This is a genomic window from Rhizobium sp. WYJ-E13, assembly GCF_018987265.1.
Classification (GTDB): domain Bacteria; phylum Pseudomonadota; class Alphaproteobacteria; order Rhizobiales; family Rhizobiaceae; genus Rhizobium.
Genome location: NZ_CP076853.1, coordinates 2,287,268 through 2,304,534 on the forward strand (window position 1 = coordinate 2,287,268; position 17,267 = coordinate 2,304,534).

19 protein-coding genes and 1 pseudogene are annotated in these 17,267 nt (G+C 62.5%); 12 read left to right on the forward strand and 8 right to left on the reverse strand.

Translation table 11 applies throughout. From position 1 onward, the window contains the following. Positions 1–43: 43 nt before the first annotated feature. From KQ933_RS11605 to KQ933_RS11620, 4 genes and pseudogenes are all read left to right on the forward strand, one after another. Positions 44–502, forward strand: coding sequence for a hypothetical protein (locus KQ933_RS11605; protein ID WP_253958232.1), 459 nt, complete (start codon positions 44–46; stop codon positions 500–502). After that, positions 495–1,033, forward strand: a pseudogene (locus KQ933_RS11610) (DoxX family protein). The gene KQ933_RS11605 and the pseudogene KQ933_RS11610 overlap by 8 nt, the downstream one beginning before the upstream one ends. 205 nt (positions 1,034–1,238) lie before the next feature. After that, on the forward strand, positions 1,239–1,805 hold the full coding sequence (locus KQ933_RS11615; RefSeq protein ID WP_216755022.1) for a sigma-70 family RNA polymerase sigma factor: 567 nt from the start codon (positions 1,239–1,241) through the stop codon (positions 1,803–1,805). Next, positions 1,792–2,427, forward strand: a complete 636-nt coding sequence (locus KQ933_RS11620; RefSeq protein ID WP_216755023.1) for an NrsF family protein — start codon at positions 1,792–1,794, stop codon at positions 2,425–2,427. Before KQ933_RS11615 ends, KQ933_RS11620 begins: the two co-directional genes overlap by 14 nt. Before the next feature lie 358 nt (positions 2,428–2,785). Here the strand turns inward: KQ933_RS11620 and KQ933_RS11625 are convergent, their stop codons facing one another. Both KQ933_RS11625 and KQ933_RS11630 read right to left on the reverse strand, forming a co-directional pair. Continuing rightward, the gene (locus KQ933_RS11625) at positions 2,786–3,016 is read right to left on the reverse strand and encodes a hypothetical protein (RefSeq protein ID WP_007817645.1); all 231 of its coding nucleotides are present in this window, start codon (positions 3,014–3,016) and stop codon (positions 2,786–2,788) included. Positions 3,017–3,151: 135 nt separating this feature from the next. Then, complete coding sequence (locus KQ933_RS11630; RefSeq protein ID WP_253958233.1) at positions 3,152–3,412, reverse strand: hypothetical protein; 261 nt, start codon at positions 3,410–3,412, stop codon at positions 3,152–3,154. Between the two features lie 189 nt (positions 3,413–3,601). Between KQ933_RS11630 and KQ933_RS11635 the strand changes: the two genes are divergently transcribed. The 4 genes from KQ933_RS11635 (at position 3,602) to KQ933_RS11650 (ending at position 7,574) form a co-directional block, all read left to right on the forward strand. After that, positions 3,602–3,802, forward strand: coding sequence for a hypothetical protein (locus KQ933_RS11635; RefSeq protein WP_216755024.1), 201 nt, complete (start codon positions 3,602–3,604; stop codon positions 3,800–3,802). Between the two features lie 626 nt (positions 3,803–4,428). Continuing rightward, positions 4,429–4,692, forward strand: a complete 264-nt coding sequence (locus tag KQ933_RS11640) for a DUF982 domain-containing protein (RefSeq protein WP_216755025.1) — start codon at positions 4,429–4,431, stop codon at positions 4,690–4,692. Between the two features lie 111 nt (positions 4,693–4,803). Next, positions 4,804–5,940 (forward strand): hypothetical protein, encoded by a 1,137-nt coding sequence (locus tag KQ933_RS11645; RefSeq protein WP_216755026.1) that lies wholly within the window; start codon positions 4,804–4,806, stop codon positions 5,938–5,940. Between the two features lie 152 nt (positions 5,941–6,092). After that, entirely contained in the window at positions 6,093–7,574 is a 1,482-nt protein-coding gene (locus KQ933_RS11650; protein ID WP_216755027.1) for a DHA2 family efflux MFS transporter permease subunit, read from the forward strand. Between the two features lie 16 nt (positions 7,575–7,590). On the opposite strand, the gene KQ933_RS11655 is transcribed toward KQ933_RS11650, so the two are convergent. Then, a complete protein-coding gene (locus KQ933_RS11655; protein ID WP_216755028.1) occupies positions 7,591–8,349 on the reverse strand; it encodes a S9 family peptidase in 759 nt (252 codons plus the stop codon). Positions 8,350–8,783: 434 nt separating this feature from the next. Here KQ933_RS11655 and KQ933_RS11660 point away from each other — a divergent pair, with 434 nt between their 5' ends. Both KQ933_RS11660 and KQ933_RS11665 read left to right on the forward strand, forming a co-directional pair. Further along, positions 8,784–10,268, forward strand: a complete 1,485-nt coding sequence (locus KQ933_RS11660) for a murein L,D-transpeptidase (RefSeq protein ID WP_216755029.1) — start codon at positions 8,784–8,786, stop codon at positions 10,266–10,268. A gap of 102 nt (positions 10,269–10,370) precedes the next feature. Next, positions 10,371–11,336 (forward strand): DMT family transporter, encoded by a 966-nt coding sequence (locus KQ933_RS11665; protein WP_216755030.1) that lies wholly within the window; start codon positions 10,371–10,373, stop codon positions 11,334–11,336. Positions 11,337–11,356: 20 nt separating this feature from the next. Here the strand turns inward: KQ933_RS11665 and KQ933_RS11670 are convergent, their stop codons facing one another. Next, positions 11,357–11,977, reverse strand: a complete 621-nt coding sequence (locus tag KQ933_RS11670) for a TetR/AcrR family transcriptional regulator (RefSeq protein WP_216755031.1) — start codon at positions 11,975–11,977, stop codon at positions 11,357–11,359. Between the two features lie 168 nt (positions 11,978–12,145). Here KQ933_RS11670 and KQ933_RS11675 point away from each other — a divergent pair, with 168 nt between their 5' ends. Further along, positions 12,146–13,177: an aldo/keto reductase gene (locus tag KQ933_RS11675; RefSeq protein WP_216755032.1), complete on the forward strand. Its 1,032-nt coding sequence runs from the start codon at positions 12,146–12,148 to the stop codon at positions 13,175–13,177. A 59-nt stretch (positions 13,178–13,236) separates the two neighbouring features. On the opposite strand, the gene KQ933_RS11680 is transcribed toward KQ933_RS11675, so the two are convergent. After that, a complete protein-coding gene (locus KQ933_RS11680) occupies positions 13,237–13,977 on the reverse strand; it encodes a gamma-glutamylcyclotransferase (RefSeq protein ID WP_216755033.1) in 741 nt (246 codons plus the stop codon). 201 nt (positions 13,978–14,178) lie between these two features. Between KQ933_RS11680 and KQ933_RS11685 the strand changes: the two genes are divergently transcribed. Further along, positions 14,179–14,925, forward strand: coding sequence for a phosphotransferase family protein (locus tag KQ933_RS11685; RefSeq protein ID WP_216755034.1), 747 nt, complete (start codon positions 14,179–14,181; stop codon positions 14,923–14,925). Between the two features lie 42 nt (positions 14,926–14,967). On the opposite strand, the gene KQ933_RS11690 is transcribed toward KQ933_RS11685, so the two are convergent. The 3 genes from KQ933_RS11690 to znuC are packed head-to-tail and all read right to left on the reverse strand — an operon-like array spanning position 14,968 to position 17,166. Beyond that, the gene (locus KQ933_RS11690; RefSeq protein WP_007814087.1) at positions 14,968–15,366 is read right to left on the reverse strand and encodes a Fur family transcriptional regulator; all 399 of its coding nucleotides are present in this window, start codon (positions 15,364–15,366) and stop codon (positions 14,968–14,970) included. Then, on the reverse strand, positions 15,363–16,178 hold the full coding sequence (znuB, locus tag KQ933_RS11695) for a zinc ABC transporter permease subunit ZnuB (protein WP_216755035.1): 816 nt from the start codon (positions 16,176–16,178) through the stop codon (positions 15,363–15,365). The genes KQ933_RS11690 and znuB overlap by 4 nt, the downstream gene beginning before the upstream one ends. Beyond that, on the reverse strand, positions 16,171–17,166 hold the full coding sequence (gene znuC, locus KQ933_RS11700) for a zinc ABC transporter ATP-binding protein ZnuC (RefSeq protein WP_216755036.1): 996 nt from the start codon (positions 17,164–17,166) through the stop codon (positions 16,171–16,173). Before znuC ends, znuB begins: the two co-directional genes overlap by 8 nt. Positions 17,167–17,267 lie beyond the last annotated feature (101 nt).

Below are 17,267 nucleotides of genomic sequence, written 5' to 3' on the forward strand. Positions count from 1 at the left end.
CCGCCTGTAACAACCCGTCCTCTCCTACGAATATGCCCAGGATATGCCCTGGCTCTCGGATGTGGCGCGTATCGAGCGCGCATGGCTGGACGCCTATCACGCCGCCGATGCGCCGGCGCTCAGGGCCGAAGCGCTCGCCGCCATACCGCCGGAAAAACTTGATGGCGTGACCTTCCAGCCGCATCCGGCAACGCGGCTGATCTCATCGGCCCACCCTGCCGTCACCATCTTCGCCATGAACCGCGGCTCAGGCCCGGTCAACCGCGTCGACGATCACCCCGAAGACGGACTGATCACCCGCATCGACGACGAGGTCACCGTGCGCCTGCTATCGTCAGGCGCAGCCGCGTTCTTCAACGCCCTTCTATCGGGCGAATGCCTCGCCGCCGCGGTCGCAGCCGGCCTCAACGCCCATCCCGCCTTCGATCTCTCCGCCGCCATCGGCGAGACGATTGTATCAGGCGCCTTTTCCGCTATCGAACTGGAGATTTCCAATGTCTGATATGCTTCACTCCCGCCCTCATAATGGGCCTCATAACGAGCCTCGCAACGGCTCTCTCTCCCCGCTGGCGAGGCTGGTGGCGACGGCTGACGGACTTGTCCGCACCGTCGCCCAACCCGATCTCGTCCAGGCTGTCCTGCGTGTGGCGCTCGCCGTACCCTCTGGCGCTCCGGCATCCTGAAATGGGATGGCTTCCTGCATCTCAACGATACGGCGATCGATCTCTTCACGCAGGAATTCATGCTGCATCTGCCGGGTGGCCCCTATCCCTTCCCCGCGCCTGCGGTCATGGCCTTCCTCTCCGGCTGTGGCGAGATCATCTTCCCGACGCTTCTGGTGTTCGGCCTCGCCACCCGCTTTGCCGGCCTCGGCCTGCTCTTCATGACGCTTGTCGTGGAACTCACCGTTCCCGATGGCTGGCCGATCCACATCACCTGGGCGGCCATGGCGCTCGCCATCATGCGCTACGGGCCGGGCCGCCTGTCGCTCGACCATCTGATTGCGCGGATCTCAGGCGCTGCCAAGAACTAGACCGACCGACGACGATACCAGCGCAAGCTCACCGCCCGGCTCTTCATCGCGCCGGGCGGCTTTTACGCTTTGTTGCCGCACTCCTCTTGCCGTTTGCCCGCCGATGCGCTCAATAGGCGCCGGCCTTGCCTCACGTGCCGCGTCATCAAAATTCTCAGGATGACGGTAACAAACACGTGGACCCGTGCGTAGAGGATAGTGGCGGATGAAACATTCGGCCCGTGAAGAGGAATGGGCGGCCTGGATGCGCGCGGCAATCGCCGGCGATATCAAGGCCTATGACCGTTTCCTGAAGGCCGTGACACCCTATCTCCGGTCGATTGCGCGCAGGCGCTGCGACCAGTTCGGTGCCCCGCCGAGCGAGGTCGAGGACGTGGTGCAGGAAGTGTTGCTGGCGGTTCATCTGAAGCGTGGGACCTGGGATATCTCCCGGCCGATCGGCCCGTGGCTGTCGACCATCGTGCGCAACAAGCTGATCGACAGCCTGCGCCGCCGCGGCCGCCATGTCAGCGTGCCGATCGAGGATGTGATGGAGACGCTGGAAGCCGATCACCACGAGGATGGCGCCGATCGCATCGATGTCGACCGCATGCTGGAAGGCCTGCGCGACCCACAGCGGGAAATCGTCCGGTCCATCTCGCTCGGCGGCGCCGGCATCCGCGAAACGGCCGAGAGACTACAGATGACGGAAGGCGCCGTGCGGGTGGCGCTGCACAGGGCGCTCAAGGGATTGGCGGCCCTCTATCGGAGCAATACGCGTGAAAACGGATGACCTGATCAATATGCTGGCAAAGGATGCGCGCGTTCGCATCCGCTTCGGCCGTGTCTTCATGATCGCGCTTGGTATCGGCGTAGTGATTTCAGCCATGCTGCTGCTCTCGACCCTCGGTATCCGCAGGAACATGGCCGACATGATCGAGACGCCGCGCGTCCTCTTCAAGCTCGGCTTCACTATGCTGCTCGCCGTCACCGCCACCCGCCTCGCCTTCCGCATCGGCAAGCCGGGCGTCTCGCTGCAATCTGCCGCCCTGATGCTCGTCCTGCCGTTGGCCGTTCTTATCATCGGCATCGCGACCGAGCTCTTCGTCGTGCCGCAGGCGGCCTGGGCAAGCAGCATGGAGGGCCGGTTCTCCGCCTTCTGCCTGTTCTACGTCCCGACCCTGTCGATCGCCCCGCTTGCCGCCATCCTCTACTCGGTCCGGCAGGGCGCTCCGGAAAATCCGGGCACGGCCGGCGCCGTGGCAGGCCTTGCCGCCGGCGGCATCGCAGCCGCCATTTACGCCTGGCATTGCCCCGACGACAGCCCGCTGTTTCTGGCGACATGGTATTCGATCGGCATATTGGCCGCGACCGCGGCCGGTTTCCTCCTGGGCCGAAAAATCCTCCGCTGGTGATGGCGGCGGCTTCCTTCAGGACGCCCCAGCCGTCGACATCGACATCGACATCGGCCAATCAGGCGGGAGAGCGGCGGAAATATGCATCAACCGCCGGGAACTTTCGGCCCCGATCTCAGTCTGACATGCGGAGCGTACGGCGCGCCTCCCTCGACAGAATCATGCACTACACGGCGCGTCGTGCGATCCAGCCTGTTATTTCCCAATAATTCGGCCCGCTTCGGCGGGCCTCTTTGTGCCCTACAGCATCGGCCCGAAAATCGGAATCGATTTTCGGAAAACACGGTGCAGAGATTCAAAGACTTAGCGTCCTTTGTGCGTCCGAATGGGCGCACGGCGCTCTAGTAACGGTCAGCGACTATCGCGTCCGCTTTCCCGTCAGCGCCTGCCAGGCGAGCCGCAGCGTATCGAGGCGGGAGCGAATGCGTTCCTGTTGCGGGATGGCCAGACGGTTGCGAAAATCGGCAAGCGCCTGGGCTTCGAGCCTGCTTCCGAGTTTTTCCGGCAGATGCGGGACGGGTGCGCCGGTCAGCCGGTCGATGACAGTCCAGTCGTCGTCGTTGCGGCGCTCGATATCGTAGCGGTTCATGATGGTCTGGATATCTCTGGAACGAGGAATGCGATGACAAGAAAAGCGGCTTTCCGATCCACATGCAATCGACAAAATGTGAGCGGGCGTCAGAAAAATACGCACATGGTCAAAATTGCGTTGCCAAGCCTGATCTCAGGCACTCAGTTTCGTCGCTCTCACCCTGTCGAACCGCTTGCGGACCTTTGCCGGCATGGCCTTCAGTTCGGCCTCGGCATAGTCCAGATCCAGGAGAGGCATCGGCCGGGCATTGATCTCACCGATCTTGGCCCCGAGCGCGGCAAGACCCATCACGATCTCGTCGAACATCCTTGCGTCGTCATGCCTGGCTCCCCCTTGCCTGGCTTCCACATGCATGGTTTCCCAATGCGTGGCTTCCCCATGCGTGGCTTCCATTGGTCCTCCTCCACTGCGGTTACCTCGGCCGCCACGGTAGCATTCGATAAAATGGCAGACCAATCCCACATTGGAGCTAGCCCGAATGAACCTCATTTACCGTCTTTTCGCCATCGCCGCGACATGCATTGATAGCAATACGGATCCAGGATGCCGCAAGCGTCGGAAACCAGTCACGGGAGAATAACCATGCACGAGATGACACCATCGGAAATGCTGAGAGACCCGATGATCCGCCAGCTGCTTCGCGCCGACAGGATCAGCCTGGCGTCTTTTGAGGCGCTTCTCGACGCTGCCGCCCGTCGGCACGCCCGTTGCGCAGGCGACGGCACTTTTGCGGCACCGAAGACGCCGGACAGCTGGAGTGTTTATGCTGCGGCTCATATCTGATCGAACGCTTTTTCCAGATGCCCGTCCGACTCCGGGCACCCCTGAGGCCCGCTCCCAAGTGAGCGGGTCCTTTTTGTTTGCGAAGGCGCAGCATTGTGGCGATGAAGGCGGCAGGCCCTCATGGACGCCTGCCGCCTCCCACCTCCGAGCGTCCGCCGCCCAGCGCTCAAGGAGGGAGGGCCACGATAGCTCGGTATTGTGGCCTTTAGGGCAGCTGGTCTGGAAGATATTCCCGGTGTCATCGGCCGGTCACATCACCCATCTGGAGGAGCCCGATCGCTTTCAGGCGCATGTCGTTGAAAGCGTTGGAGGAGATAGAACCGCGCCTGTGGATAAGCTGTGGAAACATTGTGGATCGAAGGTCGCGTTGAGGCGCAGTTTGGCGTCGGCCGTTGCCATTTCGTTCCAAATGCAGTCTTCTGATCGCACCTGCCGTCGGCCTCCGCCGCAACTGACGCCGACGCAGCCACAGGGCGCTCCGACATGAGGTCGTAGAGCGCCCTTTCTTTGTCCGCGGTAAATAAGTCACGCGCTCAATATTCACGCATTCCGCAATTCCGAATTTCATAATTCGCGCGTATAGTGTGTTTGAGGGTCAATCTGTGTGCCTTGAGGGGTCGAGGACAATGAGTTGGAACACGTCATCGGCATTTGCGCCGGTCGGGCTGGTTTTGCGCGGTCGGGAGACGCGCACCGTCGTGCGTACGCTCGGCGATGCCGCATACCTGTTGATCCGGGACTGGCCTTTCGATGATGGCGAGGAATATATGATCGCCGTCAAAGCCTGCATCGACGCCATCTGTGGAGATGTTGCCCCGGAACAATTCCGGGAAGCGTTTCTGCGTGCCGCCGACGAGGCCGGCATTGCCGCGCTGACCATCGTTCATTGATGGGGGCGTCCATTGAGGCCAAAGGCATAGACTGCATTGATTTTCTCGGCAAAACCGTCATCTGCTGGCGGCGGCGCGATGACGCGCGCCGGCACTGACATCCGAGAGGCAATGAAGACGGCAGCAATAACAGGCGCAATCGCCTTCATCGCCTTCACCGCGGCCGCAGTCGCGCAGTCCAATCTCGATGCCTTCCCGGTCCAGCCGGACTACGTGGCCGTCATGCAGGCGCTCGACAAGAACGGCAAGCCGGTCGATCCGACCGTCACCACGACCCATCACGATGGCATGTTTCTGAGCGAGACCCTGCGCGACGGCACGAAAAGCATCGGCTTCGGACCGGACAGCAACGATCCCGTTCTGCGCTGGAGCAGGCAGGCGGATGGTCAGATCACGTTCCTGGAACTTCTCCTTCGCGATCGCAAACCGGACACCGCGACACCGGAAGCGCCCCAGCCGCTCGCAAAGGTTTCTACCATTGCCGGGGAACGCTGCACATGGCGCGAAACGGCGAGCAAATCGCCCTCGCCTGGGATATTCATCGCGCGGGAGCAGACCTGCGTCACCGACGACGGCATCGTCATCGAAACAAGGCTGCTCGCTCCCAATGACGTGCCGATCTATCACACCCGCCTCACCAGCCTCGACCGCCGCGCCATCGCCCCCGCGGAGATTGACCCGCCGTCGGAAATCCTGACAGCGGAATTCTGGCTCAGACCGATCCGCAGCCATAATGCCGATCCTTCCAAACCGGATTTCGACATTACGCTGGAGACCGTCAGCGGCTCGACGATCCGCTTGTTGCGGCATTATCCCTGGTACTATCGGGAACAGCGTGACCGTGGCGGCTCCCTTCGGGTCAAGATCTGGAACGAGCTCGAAGCTCAGGGCATCTCCTACCGGCGGGCAGGCGGCTATCGCAGGCTCACGGCCGCGCGTCCGGCAGACGATGGATCTGCCTCTTTCAAATTCGATGAGACAACTGGAAAGATCTCGCTTGGCAAGGTCGAAGCCGTCCTCGGCGAGAGCTGCGAATGGTTTGATCTGATGCCGGGAGTTCAGAACGCCGGAAACAGGCAGTGCCTCACACGCGACGGGCTGCCGCTCAAGCTGAATATCAGCGGAATGAATTTGGCCTTCCCCTACTCCGCCACATCATTGCGCCGTCGCGCTGTCGCTCTCTCGGAAATGCGCTTGCCAGCCGAAGCCTTTTCGCTGGACGAATGGGGATTGCCCGCGGTGCGGTGATGGAACCCGAATCAGCACGCCCGCAAAATTTCGCCTTGCATCCGACCGACTGCATAAAGACATAGGAAATAAGCATACCCCGTGTCGCAATCAGCCCGGCACGTTCGTCTTAAGGCAGCACCCCTTCTTTCAGATATGGATACAGGAACACAATGACCAGCGAACCCCTGCTTTCAGAGATCGAAGAACAGGCCGAACTGCCGGTCGAAGACCATAGCGCCCGCAACAGGCTGGTGATCGGCCTGCTGCTCGTCTCCGCCTTCGTGGTCATTCTCAACGAAACCATCATGGGCGTGGCGATTCCGCATCTGATGGCCGACCTGAAGATCCCCGCAAGCTCCGCCCAATGGCTGACTTCGGCCTTCATGCTGACCATGGCCGTCGTCATTCCCGTGACAGGCTTTCTCCTGCAGCGTCTGAACACGCGGCCGGTCTTCATCCTCGCCATGTCGCTCTTTTCCGCCGGCACGCTGGTCTGCGCCCTCGCGCCAGGCTTTCCGATGCTGGTCGTCGGCCGCATCGTCCAGGCCTCCGGCACGGCGATCATGATGCCGCTCCTGATGACGACGATCATGAACCTCGTACCGCCGCATTCGCGCGGCAGGACGATGGGCAATATCTCCATCGTCATCTCGGTGGCACCCGCCATCGGCCCGACGATCTCCGGCCTTATCCTCTCCTCGCTCGACTGGCGCTGGCTCTTCCTGCTGGTGCTGCCGATCGCGCTCGCAGCCCTTGCGCTGGGCGCCTCGAAAATCGAGAACGTCACCGTGCCGTCAAAGGCGCCGCTCGATCTTATCTCCGTCGTGCTGTCGGCCATCGGCTTCGGCAGCTTCGTCTTCGGCGTCAGCGAGCTCGGTGCGCCCGAAACCGGCACGACGGCGCTCGATCCCCGTGTCATGCTTGCCGCGGGTGCGGCCGTCATCGCCATTTTCGTCTGGCGGCAGATCCATCTCCAGAAGCACGAGCGGGCGCTGCTGGATCTGCGCACCCTGCAGACGAAGACCTTCTCTATTGCCGCCGGCATGATGGCGATCCTGATGATGTCGATGTTCGGGGTCTTCATCCTGCTGCCGATCTATCTCCTGTCCGTGCTCGGCCAGACGACGCTGACGACCGGTCTCCTTCTGCTGCCCGGCGGCCTGATCATGGGCCTCTGTGCCCCCTTCGTCGGCCGGCTTTTCGATCGCTACGGCCCTGCCCGCCTCGTCATCCCCGGCGCCATCCTGTTCAGCGGCGTGATGTGGAGCCTGACCTTCATTTCGACGACGACCCCGGTCTGGATGGTGCTCGCCATCCACATCGTCCTCAGCATCGGCCTTGCGCTGATGTTCACGCCGCTCTTCACCGTCAGCCTCGGCTCCCTACCGCCAAAACTCTATTCCCACGGCAGCGCCATCATCGGCACCACCCAGCAGGTCGCCGGTGCCGCCGGCACAACGCTTTACGTCGCCATCATGACCTGGCGCGCCGGCATCCTGACTCAAGGGCAAGCAGATGCCGCGACGGCAACCGTCGGCGGCATGCAGTCGGCCTTCTTCGTCGGCGCACTGATTTCGCTCGCAGCCGTCGTGGCGTCTTTCTACGTCAGACGCCCGCCCGCTCAGCCCGAGGGTCAGCCGATGGGCCATTGAGGCCCATCACGCCGGCTCAATGGTATGTCACGACGGGATCGAACATCCTTTGCAGAAAGGAGCGCTGCGCCACCTGCGCATATTCCCGGGGAATGTCATGCCCGCATTCGAAGACGTGGAGCATGACCGGCACGCCTGCATCCGACAGCGCATCCGAGAACCGTTCGGCCTGGGCAACGGGAGCCCGCTCATCAAGCCTTCCGTGCAGCAACAGGGTTTCCGCCCGGATTTTCTGCGCGTGATGCAGGGCCGAGCGGGCCAGGAAGGCGTCGCTCGACAGGCCCGCCTCCTGCTCGATTGCCCAGCGCAGCCGTTTCGAACTGCTCTCATAGACCGCCTTGAGATCATAGACGCCGCTGCGCAGAATGACGGCTCTGAGATCGGGAACCTGCGCTGCGACCATCGCCGATGCCACCGCTCCCCGACTGTTGCCATAGAGAACGACACGATCAGGATCGACGCAAGGCTGCTGCCGCAGGAAGGAGAGCGCCGCCATGATCGCCCGCTGGGTATCCGGGCCGCAGAAATCCGCCGGTCCATCCGAAGCCCCGAAGCCCGGCTGCGAGACTGCCGCGGCGGTGATATTCAAACCGGAACAGAACCGAAGCAGTGCGCCCGTATCGACGGCCTCTTTCGCGCCAATGAGACGGCCGCCCTGATTGCCGTGGACGAACAGGATGGCTCCCTCGGGTGTTTCGCTCTCAGGCTGAACCTGAAAAAGTTCCACCTTGGCTCCGTCACCCCTGTCGATGAGATGTTGCGTTACGTCAGGCATAGTCACCCTCACCTTTGCATCTGAGACAGGAGACGTCTCTCTACCAGCCGCCCCTGCCCTCCAGATTGGAGAAACTTGCATGCCGAAACCGGCAAGTCTCCCATAAATTTCCTCGGAATTTATCGGCATGCTGCCGCGGGCGTCGTCCTGGAGAAATTCCAGCAGAAGCGCATAGCGGTTTTGCGCCCGGAATTACGTCATGTCGCTGCGGCGGACCAGGCTGCCCCGATCCCGCCGCCGTCATAACGATAGTGCTGCAAAGCTCCGCGCTGTCGAAAAAGTGATTTCGTTCCAACAACTTCTGTCACCCATGGGCTTGCCAGGAATGCTGAATGCCCATCTTCTGCCCGAATGTTGGCGTTCTAGTCGGGCTTCGCCCCACACGGACCAACGCCGCGCGTGACAGTATTTTATCGGATTTCAAGGACATCAGAATGCCGCTGAGAACATCTTCCCGCTGGATCGCACCGCTCGCCGGCCTTCTGGTGCTCTCGGGGAGTGCAATTGCCGTGCGCGCCGAGCCGCAGCCTGCGCCGCCGGTCACGCAGGCCAGCCCGAAGCCCGCCTATACGGTTCCGGCCCGCCGCCCCGCCCATATCGTCCGGCAGGATACGGGTGCATCACTGTCAGCGCTCTTTGATTCAGTCAGCGGCAATCAGGCCAAGGTGCTGAACGAAATGGGCGACCTGACGGTTTCGATGAATAACGACATCGCCGAGGCGATCGAAGCCTATTACGCCCAGCCGAAGGCAAAGCTCATCTGGGTCGATGGCAGGGGGCCGACGCCCAAGGCCGCGCAGGCGCTCAGCCTTCTGAAACAGGCCGACGACTGGGGATTGAATGCCGGCGACTATGCCGTTGCCCCTCCTCAAAGATCGGACCCGAAGGCGCTGGCCGAGTTCGAAGTCTCCCTCTCAGCCAAGATGCTGATGTTCCTTCAGGACAATTTCCGGGGTCGCATCGATCCCAACAAGCTGTCGAACTATTATGATTTCAAGCGCAAGCCTGTCGATCTGAAGGGCACGATCGCCCAGCTCTCGGCCACGCCTGATCTGATGGTGGTCTTCGACCGCCTGCTGCCGAGCAACCCGAAATTCGCCCAGCTCGCCGCCGAGCTGCATTACCTGCGCACATCAGGCCAGGGCGGCGATGCTGCCGCCAACATCAACAAGGTGATCGTGGCGATGGAGGAAATGCGCTGGCTGCCACAGGAATTCCCCGAGCGCTACGTGTTCATCAACCAGCCGGCCTACATGGCCTATTATTATGAAAACAGCACGCTGACACTCTCGATGAAGGCGGTCATCGGCCAGCAGGATCACCAGACCAACTTCTTCGACGCCTCGATCAAGACAGTCGAATTCAACCCTGACTGGGGCGTGCCGCAATCGATCATCCGCAACGAGATGCTGCCGCACCTGAAGCGCGACCCCGCCTATCTCGACAAGGAAGGCTATGTCGTCTCGGTCAAGGGCAAGACCATGCCATCGGCCAAGGTCGACTGGTCGCAGCCGCTCGAAAATATCGGCGTCGTCCAGCCGCCAGGTCCTGACAATGCGCTGGGACAGCTGAAGATCCTTTTCCCGAACTCTCATGACATCTACATGCACGACACCCCGGCCCGCGGCAAATTTGCCTCGCAGGACCGCATGTTCAGCCACGGATGTGTGCGCCTGGAAAACCCGAAGGCGATGGCCGCCGCCGTCCTGAAGACCTCGGTCGAGTTCGTCGATCAGCAGATCGCGGACGGCGCCAAGAAGGACATGCCGGTTCCTGAACAGGTTCCGGTCTACGTCTCCTATTTCACCGCATGGCCGACCGACGATGGCGTCATCCACTATTTCGACGACATCTACGGCCGCGATGCGGAAACGCTAACGGCGATTTCGGCCACGACCGCGAGCCGGGCGCAATCCTAGACAGTGGGATGATTAAAGCCTGACTCACCGGTCGTAGCCTGCGAAGGCCGGCGGGGAAGCCCTCACCTGTGCAGCGCCCGGCAACTGTGGCATAACTAGGCCATGGCAATACATGTCTTGGCAGTCCATCGTGACACTGTCGGGACGGAACAGGCGGCAGGCGGTTCGCTTGCACGGGCCTATTCCGTAGGCGTCCTCTGCTGGCTTTTGTCAGCCGGCGTCTACATCGCAGCCAAATGGGTCTCCACGGAAATGCCGCCCTGGGCGCTCTGCTTCTGGCGCGTGCTCATCGCCTTCGCGATCCTGTTGCCGATCGTGCAGCACCATTTTTCCGCGATGCTCGCGCTGGTGCGGGCGCGCGGCCTGGAGCTGCTTTTCATCGGTGGCATGGGACTGGCCATCTGTCAGGGCCTGATCTTCGTCGGCCTTCAACATGCCGATGCCACCACCGCCGGCATCATCATCGCGCTGATCCCGATCATCACCATGATCCTCGCCCGCCTGATGCTGGCAGAGCCGATGGGACGCTGGCAGGTCACCGGCTCGATCCTCGCCTTCCTCGGCATCCTCATCATCATCGTCAAGGGCAGCCCGGATGCACTGCTGCGCCTCGACTTCAATCCCGGCGAACTCTGGATCGTCGCCGGCGCCTTCTGCTTCAGCCTCTACACGGTGCTGCTGCGCCGCGCGAAATTCGACTTGAACCGGCTCGCGCTGCTCGTCCTGCTGCTCGGCGCCGCCGCGCTGACAGCCCTGCCCTTCTACCTCTACGAACTCGCCGCCGACGAACGCACGACGCTGAATACGAGCGGCCTCATCGCACTCGCCTATGTCGCGATCCCCGGCGGCGCGCTCATGTATTATCTCTTCAACCGAAGCATCGAAGCGCTGGGGGCCGCCCGCGCCGGCGTGCTCCTCTACATCCAGACGATCTTCATCGCCGTGCTCGCCTATTTCATCCTCGGCGAGAAACTGCAGACCTATCATCTCGAAGGTGCCGCCCTCATCATCGCCGGATTGCTGCTGATCATTTTGCTGAAACCGAAGGCAAAGGCCGCAGCCGCCTGAAGGCGGCGCGTGCAGAACCCTCAGCTCTTCACACCCGCCCCATAACGCAGCCCGTCCACCAGCAGGGCAATCATCCGCCGCGTCACCGCCGGATCGTCCCCCTGCCCGAGGTTGGAAAGCTGCGCGCCGGCGCGCAGGAGCTCGCTCGCGTCCACATCGCCGCGTGCAGCGCCCACCGCAACGGCTCTGTCCAGCAGTCCCTGCAAAGCCGGGATCATGCGCTCGTCGAAATAGGCCGGCAGCGCCTGATAGGCCGGGTCGCCGGAATGAAGCGCTGCGGCAAGGCCGCGCTTGGCCATGATGAAATCGGCAAAGCGCTGCATCCAGCGCGACAGCGCCTCGCCTGGCCCATGCTCGGCGGCGAGTGTTATGGCAGCATCGGCGCAGGCATCCATCTCGTTGCGCACGACCGCCTTGATGAGGTCCGAGCGCTGCGGAAAATGGCGGTAGAGCGTGCCGACGCCCACCCCTGCCTTGTCGGCGATCTCGCGCACCGGCGCATCGACGCCCGAGGTGGCAAATACATCCAAGGCGGCTTTCAGCAGCGAATCGAGGTTGCGCCGCGCATCCGCCCGCACAGGCCTGTCATGGCCGCTATCAGCCTCGCCCACCTCGCCCGGGCTGTCCGTCCCGCTGGTCATATCAACACCCCTTGCAAAACGGAACATTGTTCCGTATAAACGGAACCGCGTTCCGGATACGCCCTTATACCCTGTTTGCCAGGACTTTGCCAGCCGCAAAGCCTGCGTGACGGGCAGATCAAGATTCACCTGCTCCTGCGAGCAGTTCAAGATTCGAAGGAAACGAAGATGCAATACCGTCCCCTTGGCCGCACCGGCATCAAGGTCAGCCCCTATTGCCTTGGCGCCATGATGTTCGGTGCGATCGGCAATGCCGATCATGACGATTCCATCCGCATCATCCACAAAGCACTCGATACCGGCATCAACTTCATCGACACCGCCGATATGTACAGCCACGGCGAATCCGAGGAGATCGTCGGCAAGGCGCTGAAGGGCCGGCGCGACAATGTCGTGCTCGCCACCAAATGCTTCATCCCGATGGGCCAGGATCCAAACCAGCAGGGCAGCTCGCGCCGCTGGATCTATCGCGCGGTGGAAGATTCGCTGCGCCGCCTGCAGACCGATTATATCGACCTGTTCCAGATGCACCGCCCCGCCCCCGATACAGATATCGAGGAAACGCTCTCGGCCCTCACGGATCTGATGCGTGCAGGCAAGATCCGCGCCATCGGCTCCTCCACCTTCCCCGCCTCCGATATCATCGAGGCGCAATGGGTGGCCGAAAAACGAGGGCTGGCCCGCTTCCGCACCGAGCAGCCGCCCTATTCGATCCTGCATCGCGGCATCGAACGCGAGGTCCTGCCGACGCTCGAACGCTACGGCATGGGCGCGCTGGTCTGGAGCCCGCTCGCCATGGGCATGCTGACCGGCCGCTACCGCCGGGGTGCAGCTCAGCCCGACAGCACCCGCGTTGCCTATTTTCCCAAGCAAATGTCGAATGAAAACAGCCTCGATGCCGTCGAGCAGCTCATCCCGCTCGCAGAAGGTGCCGGCATCTCGCTCACCCACATGGCGCTTGCCTTCGTCATCGCCCATCCGGGCGTTACGTCGGCGATCCTCGGGCCGCGCACGATGGAACAGCTCGATGATCTCCTCGCCGGCGCGCAGGTGCGTCTGAGCGACGAGCTGCTCGATGCCATCGACGCCATTGTACCACCGGGCACCGAAACCGGCCCGCTGGAAGCCAACTATAAGACCCCGGCGATCCAGACCGCGAGCCTGCGGCGCCGTCCGCCCGCCGAACGCGCCGCCGGCTGATCGGTAAAACAGGTCTGAAGGCTCCGCTATTCCCGCGGAGCCTTCGGCACAACGGCGGATCAAACCGCCTCGGAAGGTAACTGCGACAGCCTGCGTTGCGCCTCCTCCACCTCGATGGCGAGCTCCTCCAGAAACTCGTCCCACATATCGAGCGCCCTCAAGCCTTCACGCGTGCGAAACAGATAATCGGCCGAACTGCCGATACTGCCCGAAGCCGTGGCAAGCCGTTGAATGGTCGCCTCCCGGGAAAGCCCGCCCGCATAAGTGTTTGCAAGCGGGTTCATGGTGAAAGCAATGCCGCTTCCAAAGCGGGTACCCTCTTCATCGAGCAGGTCGACCCAGCGGGGAATATAGGCCTCGGCCACCATCTCCCGCCGCCACAACAACTCGAGTTCGTGCAGAAGATCCTCTTCCTCCAGGCGCAGGGCGACCCCATCGCAGGCCCCGCCCGCGTCAAGGCCGAGCACGAGACCTGGATTGTCAGGCGTACCCCGCCCGGAAACGGTGGCAAGGCAAAAGGACCGGCGCCAACCCTCGATGCGGGCTTTCCGGCTTTCGACGCTGAGAATGATCGGATTCCAGATCAACGAACCATAGGCGAAAATCCAGACATCGCCGGCCGGCCGCTCCGCAAGTATCGATGCGAGGGATGCATGCCGCTCCTCGTCGCTGAGAAGTTTGAGCGACGGCGCTTCCCCGGCCAACAGGTCGGCGAATGTGCCGCTCAGCAGCAGTTCGCGCGACAGGATTTCTTCGCCGCAACAGGCGACCGCTTCCGAGCGTTTGTTGTTGATCGTCATGACACCCTCAATGACAGGCCGTTGATATCAGCATGGCCCTATTTCGCGGCCATCATCCACGCCTGGCGCGCGGGATAAAGCCTGCCGGCACAGACACAGTGTCTCCGCAGCCGCAACAATCGATGCTCTTGCCTCCCCCTTCCCGCCGCAAAGATCAGCACCACATCGCTCTGGAAGGCACGCAATGAACGGGAGCCCGACATGAGCGAAATCGGCCGTCTGCTCGGCGCCGGCAAGGAAGCGGAAGTCTATGAACATGGCACGCTGGCGCTGAAGCTCTACAGGCCCGGCCGCCCGAAGGCCCCGGCCTTCCGCGAGGCCGCCAATCTGGCGATCGCCGAGAAGCTGTCATTGCCCGCGCCCAGAATCCATGTCGTCGGCGATTATCACGGCCGATGGGGCCTGCTCATGGATCGCGCCCCGGAAACAAGCCTTGCCGATGAGATGACGCCGGAACCACCGCTGTCGACCATCAAGGAGATGGCAGCACTCCATCAGCGCCTGCATCGCGAGCCCGGCACCGGCCTTCCCTCATTGAAATCAAGACTGTCGGCCAATATCGAGCGCGCCGAACCGCTCACCCCTGACCTGCGCGACCGGCTGCTTCTGACACTTGCGGCCCTCCCCGATGGCGACAATGTCTGCCACGGCGACTTCCATCCCTGGAATATCCTGGGCTCCGGCGAAGATGTGATGATCGTCGACTGGCTGGACGCCTGCAGCGGCAATCCGGCCGCCGACGTCTGCCGCACCTACCTCCTGATGCGCCGCGTGCTTCCGGCAATTGCCGAGGCCTATGTCGTCACCTATGCGAAGGCGGACGATGTGACCCCGGACGAGGTCTTTGCCTGGCTCCCTGTGGTCGCCGCCGCCCGTCTCGCCGAGGATGTGGCTGAGGAGAACGAGGATCTGCTGCACCTGGCAGCACTGGCGCCTGCCGGCATATAGGCAGGGCGCCCCTGACGGAAGGCTGGCCCTGCTGCAGGCAGATCAGGCAGCACAAGCCTCGCAGGTGCCGCGGATTTCGATCGTCGTCTTCGCCGGCTTGAATTTCTGGCTGCGCACCCAGCCCATCAGGCGGTGATCCACCTCATGGTCGTGAAACTCGATCACCTGTCCGCAGCTTTCGCAGATCGCAAAGGCGACGATGCCATGGCTGTGGCAGTCCTCGCCGGGATGGGCGCAGGCGACGAAGGAATTGATGCTTTCGAGCCGGTGCACGACGCCATATTCGAGCAGCTTTTCCAACGCCCTGTAGACCTGCAGCGGCGCGCGAAAACCCTGGTCGCGCAGCTTGTCGAGGATCGTGTAGGCGCTGAGCGGTCCCTCTGCCTTTTCGAGCACGTCGAAGACGAGTGACTGGTTGCGGGTGAGCTGAGGTGCGTTCATGAGCCTTGTCCTTGCAGGTCCCTGCGCCCGCGCCAGGCGGGAAGCAGGCTCAGAATGAAGAGAATGAGGGCCGCGACGACGATCGACGGGCCGGATGGCGTGTCATAGGTCAGCGAGCCGAAAAGCCCGCCGACAACGGCAACCGCGCCGATCAGCGAGGCAAGCACCGCCATCAGTTCCGGCGTCGAGGAGAAGCGCCGGGCGGTCGCCGCCGGAATGATCAGGAGCGAGGTGATCAGCATGATGCCGACGATCTTCATGGCAATCGCGATGACGACCGCCATCAGCAGCATGAAGAACAGCCGCGCCCGCTCCGGCTGCAGGCCCTCGGCCTCGGCGAGTTCCGGATTGACGGTGGCTGCGAGCAGCGGCCGCCACAACCAGGCGATCGCCACCAGCACCAGAATGCCGCCGCCCCAGATGAGTGCGATATCGGTGGTCGAAACCGCCAGAATATCGCCGAACAGGAAGGCGATGAGATCGATGCGCACCCAGCTCATGAAGGCGACCATGACGAGGCCGATGGCGAGCGTCGCATGCGAGAGAATGCCGAGCAGCGCATCGGCCGACAGCGCCTGCCGCTTCTGCAGGAAGAGCAGCAGGATCGAGACGGCAGCGGCAACGACGAAGACGGCAAGCGTGAGGTTGAAATCGAAGAGCAGCGAAAGCGCGACGCCGAGCAGCGCCGAATGGGCGATCGTATCGCCGAAATAGGCCATGCGCCGCCAGATGATGAAGCAGCCGAGCGGCCCGGTCGTCAGCGCCAGGCCCACACCGGCGAGGATGGCGCGCACGAAGAAATCGTCAAGCATGACGGTTCTCCCCGTTGTTGGTCACGCTCTGCGCCTCGCTCTGGAAATGCGTATGTGCGTGGGCGTGGGCGTGGGCGTGAGCCTCCGCATGCGCCCCGTCAGCGTGTGCATGGGCATGAGCGTCCGGGTGATCGTGCGAATGCGCATGATCATGCCCGTGATCATGATCGTGGTGATGCCCATCCTCCGGATGGCAATGATCCGTCACCGAGCCGTCTTCATGCAGCACCCGCCCGTCGGGCAGATGCGTATGGTCGTGATGATGGCTGTAGACGGCAAGCGTCGGCGCCGCCCGGCTGCCGAAGAGGCGCACATATTCCGGGCTCTGGCTCACCGCCTGCGGCGTACCGCGGCAGCAGACATGGCCGTTGAGGCAGATAACGGTATCCGTCTCCGCCATGACGACATGCAGATCGTGCGAGATCAGCAGGATGCCGCAGCCTGTCGTGTTGCGGATCGATTTGATGAGCTCGTAGAGCGCGATCTCGCCGGCGAAATCCACCCCCTGCACCGGCTCGTCGAGAACGAGAAGATCCGGCTTGCGAGCAATGGCGCGCGCCATCAGCGCCCGCTGGAATTCGCCGCCGGAGAGATGCTGCACCTGCGCATCCAGCATATGCACCATGCCGGCGGCTTCGAGCGCGGCCATGATATCGCTCTCGGGCAATGGCCCGGTCAGCGTCATCAGCCGGCGCACGGAAAGCGGCAGCGTCCAGTCGACGGCGAGCTTCTGCGGCACATAGCCGACCTTGAGGCCGGCGACGCGGCTCACTCTGCCCTCGTCCGGCTTCAGCACGCCGATCGCCGCCTTGGCGCTCGTCGATTTGCCGGAGCCGTTCGGGCCGATCAGCGTGACGATCTCGCCGCGCGAAACGGAGAAATCCACACCGCGCACCAGCCAGCGACCGCCGCGGCGAATGCCGACATTGTCGAGTGAAACCAGCGGTCCGGCCCTGCTGCCGGCGGGGCTATTTGCGGGAGAGAGCATCAAATTTTCCGAAAGTGCTGTTGCGTCCTGCTATTGCACACGTTATAGCATAACGCAATTGATGTAATAACATAACAATTGCAATTCAAGCGGAGCATGCA